This window comes from Paenibacillus sp. FSL H7-0331 (genome assembly GCF_001956045.1).
Map to the genome: position 1 here is coordinate 391,329 of NZ_MRTH01000002.1, position 20,882 is coordinate 412,210.

Annotated in this window: 19 protein-coding genes; 14 read left to right on the top strand and 5 right to left on the bottom strand. The window is 46.0% G+C overall.

All coding sequences use genetic code 11. The features are described 5' to 3' along the window. Positions 1–280 precede the first annotated feature (280 nt). The 3 genes from BK127_RS04540 (at position 281) to BK127_RS04550 (ending at position 2,419) form a co-directional block, all read left to right on the top strand. Positions 281–952, top strand: coding sequence for a FusB/FusC family EF-G-binding protein (locus BK127_RS04540; protein WP_076228800.1), 672 nt, complete (start codon positions 281–283; stop codon positions 950–952). 153 nt (positions 953–1,105) lie between these two features. Then, positions 1,106–1,900 (top strand): helix-turn-helix domain-containing protein, encoded by a 795-nt coding sequence (locus BK127_RS04545; protein WP_076228801.1) that lies wholly within the window; start codon positions 1,106–1,108, stop codon positions 1,898–1,900. A gap of 102 nt (positions 1,901–2,002) precedes the next feature. Further along, positions 2,003–2,419 carry an organic hydroperoxide resistance protein gene (locus BK127_RS04550; protein ID WP_076228802.1) on the top strand — a complete coding sequence of 139 codons (417 nt, stop codon included), beginning with the start codon at positions 2,003–2,005 and terminating at the stop codon, positions 2,417–2,419. 172 nt (positions 2,420–2,591) lie between these two features. Here BK127_RS04550 and BK127_RS04555 read toward each other — a convergent pair whose 3' ends face one another. Further along, on the bottom strand, positions 2,592–3,143 hold the full coding sequence (locus tag BK127_RS04555; RefSeq protein WP_076228803.1) for a hypothetical protein: 552 nt from the start codon (positions 3,141–3,143) through the stop codon (positions 2,592–2,594). A gap of 190 nt (positions 3,144–3,333) precedes the next feature. On the opposite strand from BK127_RS04555, the gene BK127_RS04560 reads away from it, so the two are divergent. Beyond that, a complete protein-coding gene (locus BK127_RS04560) occupies positions 3,334–4,479 on the top strand; it encodes a hypothetical protein (RefSeq protein WP_076228804.1) in 1,146 nt (381 codons plus the stop codon). Here BK127_RS04560 and BK127_RS45520 read toward each other — a convergent pair. Further along, on the bottom strand, positions 4,470–5,396 hold the full coding sequence (locus BK127_RS45520; RefSeq protein WP_076228805.1) for a methyl-accepting chemotaxis protein: 927 nt from the start codon (positions 5,394–5,396) through the stop codon (positions 4,470–4,472). The two genes, BK127_RS04560 and BK127_RS45520, sit on opposite strands and share 10 nt — an antisense overlap. A gap of 193 nt (positions 5,397–5,589) precedes the next feature. Here BK127_RS45520 and BK127_RS04570 point away from each other — a divergent pair, with 193 nt between their 5' ends. From BK127_RS04570 to BK127_RS04585, 4 genes are all read left to right on the top strand, one after another. Then, positions 5,590–6,516: a MerR family transcriptional regulator gene (locus BK127_RS04570; protein ID WP_076228806.1), complete on the top strand. Its 927-nt coding sequence runs from the start codon at positions 5,590–5,592 to the stop codon at positions 6,514–6,516. Positions 6,517–6,668: 152 nt separating this feature from the next. After that, positions 6,669–7,139 (top strand): SRPBCC family protein, encoded by a 471-nt coding sequence (locus BK127_RS04575; RefSeq protein ID WP_076228807.1) that lies wholly within the window; start codon positions 6,669–6,671, stop codon positions 7,137–7,139. A 430-nt stretch (positions 7,140–7,569) separates the two neighbouring features. Next, positions 7,570–7,746, top strand: a complete 177-nt coding sequence (locus tag BK127_RS42910) for a sensor histidine kinase (RefSeq protein ID WP_144026362.1) — start codon at positions 7,570–7,572, stop codon at positions 7,744–7,746. Between the two features lie 43 nt (positions 7,747–7,789). Then, positions 7,790–9,391 carry a response regulator gene (locus BK127_RS04585; protein WP_076228808.1) on the top strand — a complete coding sequence of 534 codons (1,602 nt, stop codon included), beginning with the start codon at positions 7,790–7,792 and terminating at the stop codon, positions 9,389–9,391. Positions 9,392–9,573: 182 nt separating this feature from the next. Here BK127_RS04585 and BK127_RS04590 read toward each other — a convergent pair whose 3' ends face one another. Further along, positions 9,574–10,707 (bottom strand): GNAT family N-acetyltransferase, encoded by a 1,134-nt coding sequence (locus BK127_RS04590; protein ID WP_076228809.1) that lies wholly within the window; start codon positions 10,705–10,707, stop codon positions 9,574–9,576. A gap of 179 nt (positions 10,708–10,886) precedes the next feature. Continuing rightward, a complete protein-coding gene (locus BK127_RS04595) occupies positions 10,887–11,771 on the bottom strand; it encodes a LysR family transcriptional regulator (RefSeq protein ID WP_076228810.1) in 885 nt (294 codons plus the stop codon). A gap of 175 nt (positions 11,772–11,946) precedes the next feature. Here BK127_RS04595 and BK127_RS04600 point away from each other — a divergent pair, with 175 nt between their 5' ends. Next, a complete protein-coding gene (locus BK127_RS04600) occupies positions 11,947–12,993 on the top strand; it encodes a YeiH family protein (RefSeq protein WP_076228811.1) in 1,047 nt (348 codons plus the stop codon). A gap of 74 nt (positions 12,994–13,067) precedes the next feature. Then, positions 13,068–13,346 (top strand): DUF2277 domain-containing protein, encoded by a 279-nt coding sequence (locus tag BK127_RS04605; protein WP_076228812.1) that lies wholly within the window; start codon positions 13,068–13,070, stop codon positions 13,344–13,346. A gap of 163 nt (positions 13,347–13,509) precedes the next feature. Here the strand turns inward: BK127_RS04605 and BK127_RS04610 are convergent, their stop codons facing one another. Beyond that, entirely contained in the window at positions 13,510–16,710 is a 3,201-nt protein-coding gene (locus tag BK127_RS04610) for a bifunctional cytochrome P450/NADPH--P450 reductase (protein ID WP_076228813.1), read from the bottom strand. A gap of 235 nt (positions 16,711–16,945) precedes the next feature. Between BK127_RS04610 and BK127_RS04615 the strand changes: the two genes are divergently transcribed. The 4 genes from BK127_RS04615 to BK127_RS04630 all read left to right on the top strand — a co-directional run bounded on the left by BK127_RS04615 (position 16,946) and on the right by BK127_RS04630 (position 20,872). Further along, entirely contained in the window at positions 16,946–17,557 is a 612-nt protein-coding gene (locus BK127_RS04615; protein ID WP_076228814.1) for a TetR/AcrR family transcriptional regulator, read from the top strand. Between the two features lie 118 nt (positions 17,558–17,675). Beyond that, a complete protein-coding gene (locus tag BK127_RS04620) occupies positions 17,676–17,993 on the top strand; it encodes a metal-sensitive transcriptional regulator (protein WP_144026373.1) in 318 nt (105 codons plus the stop codon). A gap of 214 nt (positions 17,994–18,207) precedes the next feature. Then, on the top strand, positions 18,208–18,405 hold the full coding sequence (locus BK127_RS04625) for a copper ion binding protein (protein ID WP_076228816.1): 198 nt from the start codon (positions 18,208–18,210) through the stop codon (positions 18,403–18,405). 43 nt (positions 18,406–18,448) lie between these two features. Next, positions 18,449–20,872, top strand: a complete 2,424-nt coding sequence (locus BK127_RS04630; RefSeq protein ID WP_256711168.1) for a heavy metal translocating P-type ATPase — start codon at positions 18,449–18,451, stop codon at positions 20,870–20,872. Positions 20,873–20,882: the final 10 nt, after the last annotated feature.

Here is a 20,882-nt window from a genome sequence, read left to right on the forward strand (position 1 = left end):
GGAGGAATAACTCAATATGGGAAACAACAACTGTAGTCGGGGGTTGCAGCAAAGGTGCGGTTTATTTTATAATGAGTTCGTACAAGGAAGGGTGGTAGAGATGGCGAATAATTTTGCCAGCTTAAGTAGCAGCTCATGCAAAGCCTAATATTGGGGCGATACTTTGCATGGGTGACGGACAGTTATTGTTAACATTGTCGCCCGAGAAGGCTTATATCGTTTCTAATAGTGGGCTTTGCAGCTTATTTTTATTTCATATAAAATAAGGAGCTGAAAAGCAATGATGAAACCATTTATTAGAAACCATCAATATAACATGATCAAAAAGCAAACAGATCTGCTGCAGCGTGCCTGCAATACCGTTTCCGATCCGAAAGTGGTAGAAGCGGTAAGATATAGCGCAACTACGAAAATTATAGAAGCGTTCCCGGATGCAGTGGAGCTTCAGAAGCAAATCTTGGAGAAGATTTCGACTTTAAAAACAGCAGAAGAATTCCAGCACTATTTACATTCTATGGAGCCTTATCTGGAGCCATTTGAGCAAGTGACGGAAACGCAGATGAAGAAGCTGTTTCCCAAAAACAAAAAACTGAAGGTACCTGACTTAGCCACTATCGATAACCGCTATGTCACCTATCTTGGGTGGACCGACATCGCGACGAATAAATTGTTTATGGTTTACCATCTGAACGGTAAGCTCGTCGGGGTCGAAGGCAAATATACCCCAATGAATAAGAAAAGCAATTGTTTTTTGTGCAATCGGCATGAAGAGGTTGCATTATTTTCGGCCATCTCGAAGTGGAAGCCAGCCAACGCTTCGCCTGATTATTATAGGGCAATCGGCAACTATCTGTGTGTGAATAGTGACACCTGCAACAACAACATTACGGATGTGACCACATTGGAAAAATTTATCTATGACATTGTGGGACAATCACGTCTTGAATCATAAACAACTGGAGCCCGCTGTAATGGTGGGCTCCTTTTTTTGAAATTATATATTTCCATATAAATGAATATGTGGTAGAATAAAATGAGAACAAATGTTCTGTTTGGTCAACACGATGTCGATCAAGAGATATAGACGGAGGGAAGGTGCGGATGGATGACGGAACGGTATTCAGAAATAGATGAGGTTATAGCCTACATACATCAGCATATTGACGAACCGCTCTCTCTGTCTCAATTGGCATCTCATCTTGCCTATAGTCCGTATCATTTTACACGAATTTTTAAAGAACGAATTGGTTTATCTCCTTTATATTATGTATCCTCACTTCGTTTGCAAAAAGCTAAAGATTTATTGCTGCGCACGAATTTGAGTGTTCGAGATATTGGCTTAGAGATTGGACAACAAAGTCTGGGAACCTTTACGACCCGGTTTACCGAGAGAGTAGGCATGACGCCTACAGATTTTCGGAACTCGACGCTGGAAGCGGGCAACCAATTCCGTTCCTTACATCATCTTAAAGACTTGCGTACTGTGCACTCAACAATTAATCCATATGGAACCATCAAAGGGACAGTTCAATCGACGATGCCTTTTGAAGGCGTTATCTTGATAGGTTTATTTGCCAAACCCATTCCTGAGGGACTACCTATACACGGAACGCTGCTATTTTCAGTGGGAGATTTCTGTTTTACGGGTGTACAACCCGGTACCTATTATTTGATGGCAACATCGATCTCCTGGGGGATGAAAGCGACGGAAATTTTGCTTCCTCAAACTACTTTGCGTACTCGATCCAGAGAGCCAATTGTGGTCCAACCCTACGCTGCCGTTCCCTATCAGGAGGTTACCCTTCACGTTCCCCGCCTGGACGATCCTCCCATCCTGATTTCGCTTCCCTTGCTGATGAATAACTTCCTCAATCGGACTTTCGAACATAGTATTCGATAAGTCCATAGCCACGATGGTATAGAATGAAATGACATCGATATGGAAACGATAATCAATGGTTAACCATATACAATTAAAAACATACAGTAGGGAGCTGCCAGCTTGGAAAAATTATATACAGCTACCGTAAAAGCAGCAGGTGGTAGAGATGGCAAGGTTGTATCCAGTGATAACATTCTGAATCTTGATGTGAGAATGCCCAAAGAATTAGGCGGCGGTGGTGGAGCAGCAACCAATCCTGAACAGCTATTCGCAGCGGGATATGCGGCATGTTTTGAAAGTGCTTTGAATTTGGTTTGCAGAACCAAACGAATCAAGGTGGAAGCGACGGAGGTTACGGCCCACGTCACTATTGGTAAGGAATCCGATGGTGGATTCGGGCTTGAAGTGAAATTGGACATAGCTATTCGAGGTGTCGAAGCGGCTGTAGCGAAGGAATTAATCGAAGCTGCACATCAAGTATGTCCTTACTCCAAAGCAACCAGAGGGAATATCAAGGTCGAATTAAATCTAGTTTAGCTGGAATAGAGGATCGTATGTCTCCAAAACCAGAGAGGAATGCCCTCACGATGACATGAGTGTACCAGCTGTGACGACTGCCAATGACCAACTGGTTATGATCGGACTGTCGTATCAGGTGGTACACCTCATTCTGAACCCTATTCATGTGGATGGATGCCTCGCAGTTACGTTATTTGTTCACCACGATATATTGTCTATCCTGCCATTCGAATTCTTCTCCCAGCTCAAATGTGTTCAAGTTCAGCACAAGATCCAGCTTGCGATTACGCGGCTCCTCGAATCTCTCCATTCCATGTGCCCAACATGCATAGAGTTCTGCGTGTTCACCAGATACTAGATGGTGATCCAGATAGGTGAAAAGCTCTGTCAAACATTTTTTACCCAAGAGAAAAGCTTGAGGTGAGATTTCCTTAATTCGGTCGCTTATTTGAAACGAGCCTCCATCGTGATCCACTTGATAAACGAACGGATTCCGAAAATGCTTTGAGGTATCCTGATGAGTAAGCGGACCACTGACATAAAGACCCGCGGCATCCTCCTCCGTCTCGTATACCTCCGTATTTTGTTCATAGAGGTGAGAGAGATCAAATATAGAGGTCGGCGAATTTTCATTGGGCGGGTATAGTTTCAGAGCGTCTTTAAGCTTCATTATGGTTTTCTTTTTACCAAATGAGCCCGTCGGAAGCTCCTTATCTGTGGCGATATAGTAGAAGAGAGTCATAGGCGAGCCTCCTTAAAGCTATTTTTGATTCGATTGTGTTAAAATGGAAAATTAATATCTCATTATAGCTTAATTTCGGAGATTCTGCATAAAAACCGTTAAGACATGGTTTAAAAAGCAATAAGAGCTTTAATGAATGATAGATAGAAGGCAGCGGCATATGTTTTGTTTTTCTGAGGGGGATTTGAATATGGGGAACCGGACATTTTTAAGTGTGACCAATAGTGACACCGTAGTCGTGGAGTATGAACACGTTGCTTTTGAAACGAATAATTTTTTGGCTCCCTTGTGGTTTTGTCTCGTCAGTCAAGAGCAATATGGGCGTTATCGTGAGCAGCTCTTAGCCAGCTGGAGTTTGGTACAACCTCACTTGGAAGACGAGGAGTTGGAGGATTTACCTGAATGGTCGGCATTCTCGGAGGCACTGGATTTGCATATCCCATGGGTAGAAGTATCCATGCAAATGCGCGAGAGTCTGCCAGTTACTCTTGCTCGGTACCCTGCGCTTAGTCTCTATATGTCGGAGTGGCTACAAACGTTATCCAGTCATGTTCAAGTGCATCCATCGCCAGTCGTTCATCTGGAGCTTTCCCAGTATTTTAGTTTTTCTGGCGATCCGATCGCTTACCTGGCTAATATCGAGGAATTCCTTGGGGGGTGGTGGCAGCCTGATGAATCATCGTTTGATTACCTTGATCACGTCACGAATTCATATCTATTGGGTGGTGAGCATCAACTTTATAGAGTAAGAGCCGATAGTCTCGAACAGTCAACGGAACCGGATATTAAAGTGGATACTTCTAAAGTAGCCGCAACTGAGGTTAAGAAGCCTATATCCAAGCGGCTCGAAAACCTGTATACGTGGTTGCTGGCCTTACTGTCAGCAGCACTTGGTTTAGGCGCTTACCTCTGGACCTCAAGCTCATGGCTAGCTGTATTTGCTTTTTTACTGCCGTCCTTATGTATCATTGTCTGGGAGCTGCGTCGTCGACCCAAGAAAGCTGCAAAGGGTAACAACGATCGTACCTTTCCTTCACCCACACCAAGAGCAATAGCTTACTATAACCGCATCTCGCCAATTACACTTCAAGGAGTACAGGCCGTAGATTTGAATAACAATCATTCTGTTACTGTCCTATGGCCGCATATTATGCTCGCACAAGTAAGTCCGTCAGGACATATTGAGATCAAGCTCGATGCGGAATCGGAGTCCTTGTACCCGCCGCGGCTTAGTATCGTCCTTGAGCATGGATTAGAAGCCGACTATGTTGTATCAGCTATTCATTCTATCTCGCAGCTGTGGCGTCTCGATTGGAATGGAAATGATTACAGCTGATCACTTAAGGTGTGGGCCTGTTTATCCAGTTGTCGTGCAGCTCGGCCGATACCCGTAAATTCATCAACAGCCTGCTGTGTAAGGCGCTGACTGTCTGTAATTAAGGTTTGAGAACGTTTCGTACCTTTCGCAATTTCTGCAACCTGAGTGGCAATACCTTCCAAATTGGTATTCACTTCCTTTGTTGCTTCCTCTGCTTGTTTAGCTAATTTGCGCACCTCGCTTGCCACCACATTAAAGCCGCGCCCATGTTCTCCAGCGTGTGCGGCTTCGATAGCCGCGTTCAAGGCTAACAGATTAGTTTGCGAAGCTATATCACGAATAGTGCTTATGATCCCGCGAACGGAGTCGGCCTTGTTTTCCAATAGCTGGAGCACTTGCATATTCTCATGGGTTTCCTTAACGATCAGCTCAATGGCAGTTGTAATTTGATGGCTGCTAGAAATACCCTCCTCTGCACGCTTTAAAAGGTCATGAGCCATCTGTTGTAAATCATGGGTAACTTGGGAAGTCGTATTTTCACGCGCAGTGATGTCCGTTGCCACTTTAATTACGGCTTGAACTTGACCTTCTGCATCAAATACAGGGCTATACGTCGCTTCGAACCATAATAATCGCTGTTTCTTTGTAACCCGCAATATTTTTTCCTGAAAAGGGCGTCCGCTTTTCAGATCACTCCACAGTAATTGATATTCTGGACTGTTGACGAATTCAGGTGTGCAAAACTGCCGGTGCATCAACCCTGGCATTTCGGCTGTTTGATAGTCCATAGCCTTCGCAAAGTTATCATTTGCCCATAACACTTTACCGTTAATATCAAACTCGATCATGGCCAATGACTGTTCAATGGCTGAAAGGACAGCATTCTCATCAAGCACTTGGTTGCTTGTATATCTATCATATCTTGCATTAATCATGAGCTGCTCCCTTTTGGTTGTAGTATTTTTGTATAGAATATGTATAGAGTATATAGATTTATGTTATGAACTATACATAATCTATACATAATGTGCAAGACATATGTAGAAAATTTATGAATGTATACCGTAAAGGCTCTCGCACTATTCATTTTGTATAATTTATGTATAATTAAATTGAGGTGGCTAAGAAATGTATAGCATCAAAAAAGCATCTGAAATGCTAGGTATTCCTGCAGTGACCATTCGAGCTTGGGAAACTAGATACCAGATTGTAGCGCCTATTCGTGGCGCTGGAGGACATCGTTTATATAGTGATACCGATATTAACACACTTAAATGGATAAAAATTCAAATGGAAGAAAACAAAGTGAAGGTCAGCGAAGCGGTGTGGTTGCTGAAGCAAAGGTACATTGAGGAACAACCTATTGAAGAACCCATTGAAAAATTTGCAGTGACGCAAGTCCGTAAACCTTACGAAGATCTCATGGATAAGCTGTACGAACATTTGGTTGATCTCAATACGTTCCAGTCACACGAAACGATAGATTTGGCATTTGCTTTATATCACTATGACGAAGTGTTCCATCACATATTGGTTCCTGTACTATATCGAATGGGTGAAGAATGGGAGAGAGGGGACGTAACTACTGCTCAGGAGCATTTTTCTTCCCAATTAATTATGCAAAGATTTACCCAGTTTTTTAGAATTCTTCCGATTTATCCTGACCTCCCGAAAGTGATAGCTTTGTGTCCTGAGGGAGAGCATCACCACATGGGACTGATGCTATTCAGCTTATTTTTGCGAAAAAGAGGAATGGATGTCATTTATTTAGGCCCTAATACACCATTAAACGATTTGTATCAATTGATTGAAATGAAGCAGATATCGGTGGTAGTCGTTTCAGTTACCGATCCTGAACTAATTGAAACATTGGAGAATTGGATCGAGGAATGTCGAGAACAATACCCGGAATTAAAATTTGTGCTTGGCGGAATAGGGTTTCAACATTGCTCGCCGCGAATATTCCCTTATGTTCAACCTGACGATCAGAGAGAGTGGGATAAATGGTATGAAAGTGAAATTATGACTGCGAAACCAGCCCATGCTCATACATGATTTTGTGAAATGAATCCATACTATGTGTGGCTGAACTAAGAGGAAATTCAAAATAATAGGGGGGAAATCAGGTTTTGTTGGAGAATTTCTAATAGGCAAGAGAATGGGGCAATGAAGTTAATTGTTGTAACCATAACGAGAGGAATGAGTTAATGAATAATTCCGTTACTTTCCCTGATCTTTCGTCCAGGCCATTTCGTTTGACTACGGAACGTCTTATGATTGCATCGGCTGATGTATTGTATCGTGCATGGACAGAGCAGTTTGATCAATGGTTTGCGGCTCCAGGATCGGTAATTATGAAGGGTGAGGTCAATACCGTTTTCTTTTTTGAAACTAGCCACAAAGTTGAGACGGAAAAAGAGGCGCGACGCCATCCGCATTACGGTCGGTTCCTGAGACTTGAGCATGATCGTCTAGTGGAATTGACGTGGGTTACCGGAGCAGGGGGAACGCTAGGGGCAGAAACGATTGTCACCGTAGAGTTTACACTCCAAGGGGCGGGTACGTTATTGCGGCTTACGCATGCGGGTTTTCAAGATGAGGCTTCCAGGGACGGACACGAACAGGCTTGGCCTTTTGTTCTTGAACAGCTTGATCAACGGATGACTTCGCGCATATAAGGAACGAACTTGAAGGTTGACAATTCAATAATAAAGGGGCAGCCTACAACAGGATTGTGGACGGGCATTCCCTTGGTAATAACCGGATGTTCTTGCACCCGGTTATTTCTTTATGTGGACATAGATTGGAATTTGTAGCTATTCATAAACGTATTAAAAATTTGGATGTTATATTAATCGACTGGTATACCCCGCGAGTCAACATCCCTATATAATGTTTTTAAGGTGAATTTTAAATGATAACAGGAAATGTGTACGATATATCGATCAAATTGTAAGCGTTTAAATTGTGATTTGAACATGATCGAGCTGAATCTGACCGAAAAAATCAAAGCCATCGAGGATATATCGAACTATATGATTTATCAGGAACATTTTCGGAGCGACTGAAACTAGCCAGTTGATTGAGACCTTATAATGATTATTTCGTATGTGCTTGAATAGTGAGAAACGGTATACGACCTTGGGCAGCGAACTGGATTTTGTAAGGGCTTACCTCAATCTGCAGCAGAAGCGAATGGGCAATAAGCTGCAATTCAGTCTCCATATGGAAGCGGCTACGGAGTCGAACTGCCTGTTAATCAGATGGAAGGCGGTGCATGTGTAAGACTAAGAGTATCTCTATGGATGAATGAACAGGAGGCGGAAGCATGACGATCAGAATGCTAATTGTAGATGACGAGCCTATTATTTGCCAAGGACTGAGACATACATTACCATGGGAAACCATTGGTGTTGAAGTGGTCGGAGAAGCTTATGATGGTTGGGAGGCCCTTCAATTCGTATCCCGGGAGTCGGTTGATTTGGTGCTGACGGACATTCATATGGATGGGATGGACGGACTTGAATTGGCTAAGAAATTGAAAGAATGGATGCCACATATCCGTATTATCATTATCAGTGGCTATGATGATTTTGAGTATGCTCGAAGAGCTCTTCGGCTTGGAATCGAGGATTATTTGCTAAAACCGGTAAACATTGATGAGCTTTTGACGATGGTCAAAAGAATTGATCTGGAGATCGTCAAGGAAGCGGAGCAGGGGCATAAGCACGAGCATGAACGTCGATTAAAGTGGCTGACTCAGCTCATTCAAGGGGAAGGAATCGTACAAAAGGAAACGGAAATTCCGACATTTACATCTACGGATGTTCACTCCTTCAGGTTTATTGCAAGTCAGCTTGAGGATTACGCAGGATGGGTTGATCATTCTTCGGAGGAGCTTCGGCATTCCGTACGGAGCGAGTGGGAGAAAGCCATTACTACTGCTTTAAAGGGCATCGATCAGGAAGTCATATCTTTCTTTCATCATCCCAACCTGCTGCTATCATTATGTATTGGGTCACGTGAGGTCGATAGCAGGGATTTAGCGGCAGCTTTGAGTGATGCACAAGGTTTGATGTCGGAATTCCCACGTCTGCATTACGGCATCTCGCCTGTATACTCCTCATTGGATCAGGTATATCCCAGCTATATGCAAGCTGTATCTGTTTTGCAGCTAAGTGTTCTTTCGGATGTTAACACGGTACAGTTCTACGAACAGGAACAGATATTGAGGAAATGTCTTCTTCCCTTTGCCCCATTCGAGCTGGAGAAGCAGCTGGTGCAAGTGCTATTTTACGGAAGCTTCGAGGAATTGGATGACATTATCAGAGGGATGATGCAGGAGTTTCGCGATAAAGGTTATCTACTGAAGGAAATTTTACAGGCCATTAAGGAATTGAGTATTATTCTCCAGCGTAAGCTGCACAGCAATGGGATCGATTTATCTCAGCATACCGATTTTTTTAATACTTATGAAATCGATCTGCAGGTGCATAACTCCACTCGTGCTATGGAAACCTTACTCCGTCGCGAGCTTCGGACGCTGTCCTCAATTATTCATTCATCTCTTGAAGGAAAGCATCACTGGATTACCGAACGGGTCAAAAAATTTATCGAATCGCGTCACACCACGGATTTGAAGGCTTCAGAGGTAGCGGCATGGCTCAAAATCACACCCAATTATTTTAGTATCATCTTCAAACAAAACTTTGGCAAAGGCTTTGCCGAATACTTGAACGAAGTCCGAATAGATCATGCCAAAGCAAGCTTGGTCAGTACGGAGGAACGGGTTTTTGAGATCGCCGAGAATGTCGGGTATCGGGAATACAAATATTTTTGCTCGATATTCAAAGCGTACACAGGAATAACACCTACTCAATACCGGAAGCTTGCGCAAACTACATCTGATTCCTTTGGGCAATTAGTTTGAGAGCGATTACATTTGATGCGTTGTCATGGATACCCGTTACGAAATGCTGGTCCGAACCTATCGGTACAATGAAAAGAGTAGGCCGTGTACGTATCGGCCTACTCTTAGCTATGCATATAAGATTATGTAAAACGGTAAAGATATAATAGCAGGAAGTTGTGAAAAACCCCTTTTGCCAACGTTTAAATGTAATTAAGCCCGCTAGTATGAGGAAGCGGTATGGTAGACCAGTCTGGCAAAAGTGGCTTGTGAGGCGATAATGGATCGAACAGCAGCGAAACCAGCTCAGCTGGATTGACTTCGATGCTTGTATCTCCGGCCTTCACTGTGTAGCTGCCTTCCTCCAGAGAGGTAATCGCAAACACCTGCTTGTGATCCTTGTCTGCAACCGGGAAAGCTTGCTCAAGAACCCGCTGCGGATTCACGACATATACAGTTCCGTTGTTCGCTTTCGTTTCGTAAGGTACAGCAGCTTCCAGCAGCAGTCCTAACAATTGTTGTTCGTGCCAGCTTACCGGAATTTTTAGCTGCTCGAGATTCAACCGCTCAACCGCTTCAGCCAACAGGGAACCAACGTGAGCGGCTGGACCGGCAAATTCAATGACAGTTGGAGGTTTGCTATCCGCAGAACGACCTGGGGCAGCAATCACAGCAAATGAATCGACGCTGCCGGTTCCATGAGCGGCAACTAAGGTTTGATGCTCCAATTTCATACAGCTGGCGTAGGCTTCCGCATCGATCATCCTGCCGAGATCGGTAACGCTCTGCTCATACGCGACTTCACGTGTGGCAGCTGCCGCATGCAGAGCGAATACATCTGCAGCCTGGAACGGTCGCAGCTGAAGTGGGATGTCTCCAGCTTGTAAAGCTGACGCTGCGGCTTTAAGCCGAACGGCTCCTTCCGCATCCAGTGTGAAATGCTCTGTAAGACCAAATGGGTAGCAGTGTACGCGTGTATAGAGCGAACGGTCGCCTGAAATGAACAGTAGAGAGGCGCCGGCTTCTTCAGCATGCTGCTTGCAGCGATCCAGCATTTGGCCCGCAATGCCTTGCCCGCGATAGTCAGGATGCGTGCACACAGCCCCCATCGAAAATACGTTAAGCCTCGCATCGCCAACATGAATCACAAACGGGACAAGTCCCATGAAGGAAACGAGTCGGCCGTCAACAAAAGCTCCATAGGAATGACTTAATCCCGGTGCAAACAGAAATGGAAAGCTTGTGCCCATCGAGCTTTGTCCTGGTTTACGAAATACATCGTCTGCCAATTGGACGGCTTGCTGCAGTTCATCGTTTTTTACTAATCGAATATCCATTCTCTACTCACTCCAGATCATTTTGTAATATGACGCTTGTACCCTAAACCTATTGCAGCTCCTGCGAAAATAGTATCATAAACAATAAAGAAATCAAACATATTTTTAGTTCGAAAGAAAAAATGTTTGTTATTATTCCGGGAATAGACTTGCCTAAGCATCGACTCGGAGAGAATGGATTAGCTCTTACTGAGAAGCAGCTTCTGCAAGAACATATTCACAGCCATGGATGATGAATGATCATGGTTTCGAATGATCCAAAAATTCCGTTCCACTAGCTTGGGGGCAACCGGAATTTGACACAATTCGCCCGACTCCAGTTCCTTCTTTACAATCCAGCGTGAGAGTATGGCTATACCCAGACCCGCAGAGACCGCTTCTTTGACCCCTTGGCTGCTGTTAAATACATAGGATCGTTTCATTGCCAATCCCGCAGCTTGAATAAACTGTTCGCTGAAGGATCGCGTTCCGGATCCGTTTTCTCTAAGCACCCAGGTGAGATCCTGCAGCAGCTCCGGTTTTACGTTTTTTTTGGACGCCAATGGATGCTCAGCAGACGCGATCAGAATCATTTCGTCTTTCATATAGGGGGTAATGAGCATCCCACTGGACACCACATTACCTTCAACGATACCAAGATCAAGCGTGTTAGCCCTCAACGCCTGGGTGATCTCCTCTGTATTGGCAATCGTAACCGACATTTCGACCTCTGGAAATTGTACGGCAAACTCCGCAAGCACTCGCGGCAAAATGTATTCCCCGATTGTGAAGCTGGCGCCAATTTGCAGGGAGCCTGTCACTTTTTCATTCAGTAGCTGAATTTCCTGCTTCGCTTCTTCCTCAAGAGCAAGAATTTGCTTCGCTCGTTTATACAAAATATCTCCAGCCTCGGTTAATTTGACAAGCTTTGGTGAACGATGCATCAGCTTGGCTCCATATTCATTTTCCAGATTGCGAATGTGTAGAGACACACCGGGCTGCGACAAATTGAGCAGTTCTGCAGCTCTTGAGAAGTTTCTTTGTTCCGTTACAGTAACAAAAACTCGAAGAGTTTCAACGATCATTTCCATTCCACCTCACAACAACATTGTACCTGTGCTCAGGAAATACAACAACCCAATCATTAGTTTTTCTCATGATTACAATAATACAATGGTATTTAACTTATGATTGAAATAGCCTTATAGTGGATCTACAGACAACTGTATGGCTTTCAATATAAGAATGGGAGTGAGGATAATGGTACAAACCTATGCCTTGCCAAATAAAAACAATAAAATGTGGGGTGTTATCCCCGGTGTTGGTTTGACGCTGTTGCTTGCTGTTTCAGCCAAATATTTGGCCGTGCTGCCGTTTCTCAGTATTATGGGCCAGCTTGTCATAGCCATCTTGCTGGGAATCGGATGGAGAGCAGCGGTTCGTGTGCCTCAGCAAGCCATAGTAGGCATTTCATTTTCAAGTAAAAAGCTGCTGCGATTCGGTATTATTTTATTGGGGATGAAATTGAATCTGATCGATATCGTGCATGCAGGTCCCAAGGTTCTCGCTATTGCTGTCATCAATATCGTGTTTGCGATTTTTGTCGTATACGGCATTGCCAGATTGTTTAAAGTAGAACAGCGTTTAGGTATCTTAACGGCATGTGGTACTGCTATATGTGGAGCAGCCGCCGTTGTTGCCATAGCGCCGCAAATCAAGGCCAATGATGATGAAACGGCGATTGGGGCAGCCACAGTCGCCATATTGGGAACTATTTTTACTCTCGTGTACACATTCCTTTATCCGCTGCTGGGTCTGACTGCAAGCGGTTATGGGATATTTACAGGTGCAACCCTGCACGAGGTTGCGCATGTGATCGCTGCAGCAGCACCGGGTGGTCAACAGGCTGTGGATTTGGCTGTTATCGTCAAATTGACACGTGTAGCTCTTCTGGTTCCAGTAGCAATTGTAATTGGTATTTGGGCCAATCGTAAGGAAAGCAAAAAAAATGCAGATGTAAACAAAACGAACTGGAAGTCGATTCTGATCCCCTGGTTCATTGTAGGCTTTCTGGTGATGAGCGGTGTGAATACACTTGGTATTATGCCAACAGCTGTTACGAATCAATTCATTGTGGTGGCTTATGTACTCATTGCTATGGCCATGGCTGGACTTGGGCTTAATGTCGATATCAGCACGTTTCGCCGTTTGGGTATGAAGTCGTTTGCCGCGGGTCTTATAGGATCGGTATTGCTCTCGGTACTGGGATATGTATTAGTCATTCTGTTCGGATTAAATGGATTGTGAGAATGATTGGCTGGCATGAAGGGGAGAGGGTGTAGTAAAATTAACGTAATAACGGTTAGCAAAAGGAGATTGCCATGTGCCGAAATATCAAAACATTATTTAACTTCGACCCGCCAGCTACTGAAGAGGAGATTCATGCAGCGGCGCTCCAGTTCGTGAGAAAGATATCCGGCTTCACCGAGCCTTCGAAGGCGAATGAAGAAGCGTTCAATCGCGCCATTTCAGAGGTGGCTGTAGTTGCCCGGGATCTGTTGGATACTTTAGTAACCAATGCCGAATCTCGTAATCGTGAGGTCGAGATTGAGCGTGCTCGTGCCAGATCTGCCAAAAGATTCGGAACAGCAGAGGAATAAATCGACTGGGAAGCGATAAATAAATATATAGAAAAAAGAGCAAGGAAAAGGGCTGAAATTCACAAAACGATTTTTGTGGATTCAGCCCCATTTTGCGACCATTTAATTAATTGTATTAATAATTAACAACACTAACATCCTATGGTTACATTGATTTCATCAATTATATACCCGACCACACATCCTTGGCATAACGTCCTTCGTTCTGCATTCGGTCTAACCACTGCTTGGACTGCTGTTCATCGAGGTTATGAACTTCGCCGTAAGCCTGTATCAGAGTGGCTTCCACATCCGGCGCCATCTTGCTGCCGTCACCGCAAACGTAAAGTATGCCTCCGTTGTCAAAGATGTCGATCAGCAGCTTGGAGCTTTGACTCATCAAATGCTGGACGTACGTTTTCTGCGTATCCACTTTCCGTGAAAATGCACAATGCAGCGTGACGATGCCTTCCTTTTGAAATTGCTCAAGCTCTTCACGATACAGATAGTCTTCATCGCCCCGACAGCCAAAAAACAAATGCGCTGCGCCCAGTTTTTTTCCTTCATGCTGTAAAGCGCTTCGTGCCTGAAGGAAGCCGCGGAACGGAGCGACACCTGTTCCAGGGCCCACCATAATGATTGGCGTTTCTGTATCCTCAGGCAGCTGGAAGCCGGATTCCGGAGTTCGCACGAACATGACCACATCATCGTCAACTTGAAGCCCTGCCAAATAATTCGAGGCGACTCCACGGTATTCGCCCTGGCCGCTCCAGGCAGGTGCGCGCACGACGCCAACCGTAATGCTGGCTTGCTTCGGTTGAATACGTGGCGAGCTTGAGATTGAGTAGTAACGAGGCTTCAGCGGCGGTAACAGCTCGATAAATCGTTCAAAGGGCAGCTCACAGGCTTCATACTTATCTAACAGATCAAGCATCGTGATCCGTTTGTTCAGTACCAGCTCCCGGTACGCCTCTTCAGTAAGTAGAGCTTCAAGCTCCTTCTTATGCGGCGGACAGACGGTGTATGCTGCCAGCTCGCGCAGCTGGGCACGTGTCGCTGCTTCCTGCAGCTCCACATTATGTGACAGCAGGTCGTGCAGACTGACGGGACGGTCAAGAGGCAGATGCGCAGCGCTGCGTCCGGTCGCTTTGAGGATCAGATGGTCATTGCTGTTCAACTGATATCGGCGAAGTGCCCGCTCAACCAGCTCTGGACGGTTGCACGGCAGCACCCCCAGATGGTCGCCCTCCTGATAAGTGACGCCATCTGGCAGCGCAATCTCCAGATGGCGTGTGCTGCGTCCGCTGCCTGCACCCTGAAGCTCGCGGTTATCCAATACCTTGGTATGCACCGCTTCATAGGATTCGGCTAGCGGTGTCCCGACGAAGCCGCTGACGAACTGGACGGTCAGTGTGCTGCGCTCACTGTCAGCCTTGATGTTCAGCTTCAGCCCGAGCTTATCCATCACATCAGGCCACAGCTGGGCCCGCCAATCGTCGAGCTGCTTCTCGAAATCTCCGTTAGCGTCACCTTCGCCGCGTTCAGCAAGACGGGTAGCGCCTTTGGCAGCAAGCTGCTCGTCGATCAGACGCGGGATATGCTGGTAGGTGCTTGCCCAGTTGCGGTCGCCACAGCCGAACACAGCATAGTTCACACCGCTCAGCTCGCCAGCCTCAACACCTTCAAGCCAGTGGACAAATTCGCGGGCACTGCTTGGCGGCTTTCCGTTATAGGAGGCCGTTACGATAAATACAGCGCCTTCCTTGGGAAGCTTGCCGACCCTGTCGTTCAGTGTGGCAACATCGCAGCGAAAGCCCTGCAGCTTGGCTGCATCCGCGAGTTCTCTGGCTATGCCTTCGGCTGTGCCCAAATTCGAGCCGTACAGGATGAGCAGGGGTGTGTTATGAGTAGGAACACCTGCAGCAGCCTCACTTTGCTGAGTTTCCCTGGACTGTGTCGCTGTATTCGGTGCAGTAGTAGGAGAAGTGAGCACCACGGTACCTGTAGCCACATTCGCTCTCGGACGAACGCGGATCGTTAGTCCATCGGGTTTCAGGGTCAGTGTTTCCTTCACATCCAGCTGGTAATTGGTGTGATCAATCAGCTCGAAATGCTGCAGCACCATCCCGAGCACAAGTGTCGCCTCCTGCAGCGCAAACTGTTGTCCGATGCAGGCACGTTGACCGTTGCCGAATGGCTTGTAGGCATCATGCGGTATTTTACTCGGGTCCTCGAAGCGCTCGGGCCGGAATGCCTCCACGTCTTCACCCCAGGCTTGCTTATCGCGATGAAGCTGCGGAATGAGCACAGTCACGGCCTCGCCCTTCGCCAACGGGTAGGTGTCGGCCAGCAGTGTATCTTCTTTGGCATAAAGCGAGAAGGCAGGTGCCGTCGGCCATAGTCGCAGCGCTTCGCTCAGCACCATGCGGACGTATTTCAGTTCACGAACCTGCCCGTACGTAGGCACGGGTCCTGTTAACACACGGTCTACTTCTTCGTAAGCTTTTTGAAGCTTATCCGGATTTTTAAGCAAATAATAGATAGCGAACGATAACAGTCCACTTGTCGTCTCATGTCCGGCAATGAGGAAAGTTATAATCTGGAAGCGGATGTTTTCGTCATCCAAGCCTTCGCCAGTTTCCGGGTCGACTCCTTCGAGCATATGTGCCAGCAGATCATCCACACCTTGGCTTCCTTGTTCTCTACGTTCAGCGATCAGCTTGTCTACCAGCGTATACATCGACTGTATGTCATGCTTGAACTGCCGTTTCGTCAGCACCATCAGCTTATCCTGCAACCCGAGCCGCTGGAGCTGGTTCATGGCTTCGTGCAGCGCGCGGACCATGCTCGTTATAAACGGGTGCGGTTCTTCCCGATAAAAGCTGTTAAACCGATAGTTGAAGCCGCATAGACCAATCGTATCCAGTGTCAGCCGCGTCATATCCTCGGGGACTTCTACACTTTCGTCTGGATTCAGGCGTGCCCACTTCTGGACCATCTGCATCGCAATATCAACCATCATATGATGGTATCCCTGCATCGCCCGCTGCGAAAAGCTTGGCAGCAGCATATGGTGCGCCTTTTGCCAGTTGGTCTCATCTGTACGCGCAGTAAATAATCCATCGCCAGTAAAGGCCCTGACGTTCATCAGCGCGGTGTGTACATTTTTATCAAAACGTGATTCGTCACAAGCATCAGCGACAAGGGTTTCACTCGAAATCATGATAATCGGCCGACCCGGCATATCCATTTTGAAAATAGGCCCGAACTCCTCAGCCAGCTTAATCATGGATTGTACGGGTTTTTCCTTGTCAACTAAAGGCAGATTGCCAAGTGGACCGTACGTTTTGGGTTGGGGAATAAGTGGATTGGCTACTTTATTCATGTTTACGACCTCCTAGGCTTCTTTTCCGGCAGCTATCACCAGATTACTATTTGATCAATACGCAGGAATTATTACACAAACGGTTTGTTAATTAATCAACAACGTGATTATAATTAAATTATAGATACATCCCGTAGGGATACAATATGGAGTTATGATCGATTTGATGTTTATACATCACTTTGTTCATTAATGCCTATAACTTCACAAAATTGTTGCAGTAAGGGGGCCGCTAATGCCTAAGAGAACTGATCTTCGTGTTGTCAAAACCAGAGAGCTGATCCGCCGCGCATTCCTTGAGCTCATAGTGGAAAAAGGCTATGAAGCCATAACCATTCAGGATATCGCCGAGCGTTCTATGACGAACCGTAATACCTTTTACCTTCACTATACAGATAAAAAGGATCTTCTCGAAATCGTCACGGACGAAGTGCTGGATGAGCTTACGATCAAGCTTACCGCCGTTATTGCCAATGAAACCGATCAGTTGTCCAAGTCACAGGCTATAATCCGTACCGTGTTTGAGCATGTGCTGGAGCATTCTGTATTTTCCAAGGCCATGCTCGGTAAGCATGAAGTACCGCGCTTTCATGATAAAATGAAACAGATCATTCATCATATTTTTCACCAAGTGTTAAACCGGATTTCAGCACAGACACCGGATTCTAATAGAATCCCCAATGATTTTCTGGAAAATTGCCTGTCGTCTCTGTATATTGGTACGATTGTATGGTGGGTGGAGCATGATTTTCATTATTCGGCTGAACAGATGACTGAGATCATGTCTGAAGTGATTACAAAAGGCCCGATTCAAGCTGCCGGATTCCTTGGAAGTGAGCAGGTTTAAGAAAAATGGTTTCAGATGCATTGAGGATTGTATAGGGTGTGGGAGTATAGTATAATTTAACGAAAGGATAAGGGAGGCGAGTCAAATGAGCGTGGAAATCGATCTGCTGGATACATCCATGGATCAGGAGCAGGAATGCTGCTCGCATGAAGAAACAGGACGGAAAAGCCATCATTCCGATAAAGTGAAAAGCAGCCTGACCAACCGGTTGAATCGAATTGAGGGCCAGATCCGCGGAATTAAAGGCTTGATAGAAAAGGATACGTATTGTGACGATGTTCTGAATCAAATCGCCTCCGTTCAGTCAGCCTTGAATGGAGTAGGCAAGCTATTATTGGAGCATCATATGAAAAGCTGTGTCGTCGAACGCATCAAGGAAGGCGATACGGAAGTTATAAACGAGCTCATGACTACGGTGAATAAGTTGATGAAATAAACATGCATATACAATCAAGCAGCAGAGCATGCTGCTTTTTCTATTGATAATAATATAGGATACAGGGGTATGGTAAAATGTTGTTGACTAAATATAGGGTGAGGGGGTATACTGTGGTTAAGACGATCGTTGACAAAGATTACTAAGGTTCAAGGGCAGATCAGGTAAAAATTTATAATCATACAAAATGGATAAGATGAAGGGATGAGGAATTATGAACAACACTACATTGCAAGTAAAAGGAATGAGCTGCCAACACTGTGTAAATTCCGTTGAAGGGGCTTTGAAGGAAATTGGTGCCTCGGGAAAAGTTGATCTGAAGAACAACACGGTTGATGTGACTTATGATAACCAACTCACTATTGAACGTATAAAAGAAGCTATCGAGGAGCAAGGCTACGACGTCCTGTAATCCATCGTTAGAGGCAAGGGAGTGAACGATTATGGTATCTGGTGTGACTGAGACCGATAAACAAGCGACTTTACCCATCACGGGCATGACCTGTGCAGCATGTGCGAATCGCATTGAGAAGGGTTTAAATAAACTCGAAGGTGTAACCTCTGCCAATGTCAACTTCGCGCTGGAAAAAGCAAGTGTAACATATGATCCGGCACGAATTGGTGTCAGTAACATGGAAGAAACGATCAAGAAGCTAGGCTATGACACACTCAAAGAGGTTGCTCATTTTAAGCTGGAAGGCATGACCTGTGCGGCTTGCGCGAACCGAATTGAAAAAGGACTTGGTAAGCTGCCAGGCGTGACGGATGCATCTGTCAATTTTGCTATGGAAACTGCACGTGTACAGTACTCACCAGGTGAAATCAGCATCACCGAGATGCAAAATAAGGTCAAGCAGCTGGGTTACAAAGCGATTACGGAGCAGGAAAATGTAAATATGGGCGATCACCGCAAGAAAGAAGTCCGACATCAACAACGGAAGCTGCTCATTTCGGCGCTGCTCTCATTACCCCTTTTATGGAGCATGGTGGCCCATTTTTCGTTCACATCCTGGATCTACATGCCCGAAATTCTTATGAATCCCTGGTTTCAGCTTATCTTGGCCACACCTGTTCAATTTTATGTCGGCAAACAGTTTTATGTGGGTGCGTATAAAGCATTGCGCAATGGCAGTGCCAATATGGACGTCTTGGTCTCACTCGGTACTTCGGCTGCTTATTTCTATAGCCTATATCTTACGATCAACTGGTTCATCGGAGGCGGAAATGTACATCACGGCCCCTCCTTGTATTATGAAACGAGCTCTATATTGATTACGCTGGTCATTATGGGTAAATTGTTCGAATCCCTCGCCAAAGGCCGGACCTCGGAAGCGATCAAGTCTTTGATGGGACTGCAAGCGAAGACCGCGTTGGTCGTGAGGGACGGTCAAGAAATTACGATACCGGTGGATGAAGTCATTGCAGGTGATATAGTGCATGTCCGTCCCGGTGATAAAGTGCCCGTTGATGGCGTGGTGCTGGAAGGTCTCTCATCGGTGGATGAATCCATGCTGACGGGTGAAAGCCTTCCTGTTGAAAAGAAAATCGGTGACGCTGTGATTGGAGCCACCATCAACAAAAACGGCATGATGCGGATTAAAGCTACGAAAGTCGGCAAAGACACAGCACTCGCACAGATTATTAAAGTCGTAGAAGAAGCACAAGGCTCCAAAGCGCCGATTCAAAGGGTTGCCGATGTGATTTCCGGGATATTTGTCCCGGTTGTCGTTGGTATTGCGATTGTCGCCTTCCTGGTCTGGTACTTCTTCGTGACGCCTGGCGATTTTGCCGGTGCCTTGGAAAAAGCGATTGCAATTCTCGTCATCGCATGTCCTTGTGCACTAGGTTTGGCTACTCCAACCTCGATTATGGCAGGGTCCGGGCGCGCGGCAGAGCTTGGGATCTTGTTCAAAGGGGGCGAGCATCTGGAGCAAACCCATAAGATTAATGCGATTATTCTTGATAAAACGGGTACCGTCACCAAAGGGAAGCCTGAGCTTACGGATGTTATTACTGATGGTGACGAATTGGAATTTCTCAGACTCGTAGGCGCAGCGGAGGTCAATTCCGAGCATCCGCTTGCTGAGGCGATTGTGGCAGGTATCCGGGAACGCAATATTGAGCTGCAGGGGACGGAATCCTTTGAAGCGATTCCTGGCTTTGGGATCAAAGCTGTGGCAGAAGGCAGAGAGCTGTTAATTGGCACTCGCCGCTTGATGGAACAATACGTGGTGGATGCCAAGCATGCTTACGATACGATGGCTAGCTTGGAAGAAGCCGGTAAAACAACGATGCTTGTCGCCATTGATCGCCAATATGCAGGTATGGTTGCAGTAGCGGATACGATCAAAGAAACCTCGAAAGCCGCGGTCAGCCGCCTGAAGGAAATGGGTATTGAGGTCATCATGATTACAGGGGACAACGAGCGGACTGCGAAGGCAATCGCTGCTCAAGTCGGGATCGATCATGTGCTCGCAGAAGTGCTTCCGGAAGGAAAAGCGCAAGAAGTGAAAAAGCTGCAAGAGCAGGGCAGGATCGTCGCCATGGTTGGAGATGGAATTAATGATGCGCCGGCGCTCGCAACAGCGAACATCGGTATGGCTATCGGCACAGGTACCGATGTAGCTATGGAGGCGGCGGATGTGACGCTCATGCGCGGCGATTTATCGAGCATTCCTGATGCAATCTATATGAGTCGCAAAACGATGAGCAACATCAAACAAAATTTATTTTGGGCGCTTGGCTACAACACACTCGGAATACCAATTGCAGCGCTTGGTTTATTGGCACCATGGGTGGCAGGCGCGGCGATGGCTTTAAGTTCGGTTTCAGTTGTTCTCAATGCACTTAGGCTGCAGCGTGTAAAAGTGCGTCACTAGTCTTTTTTGG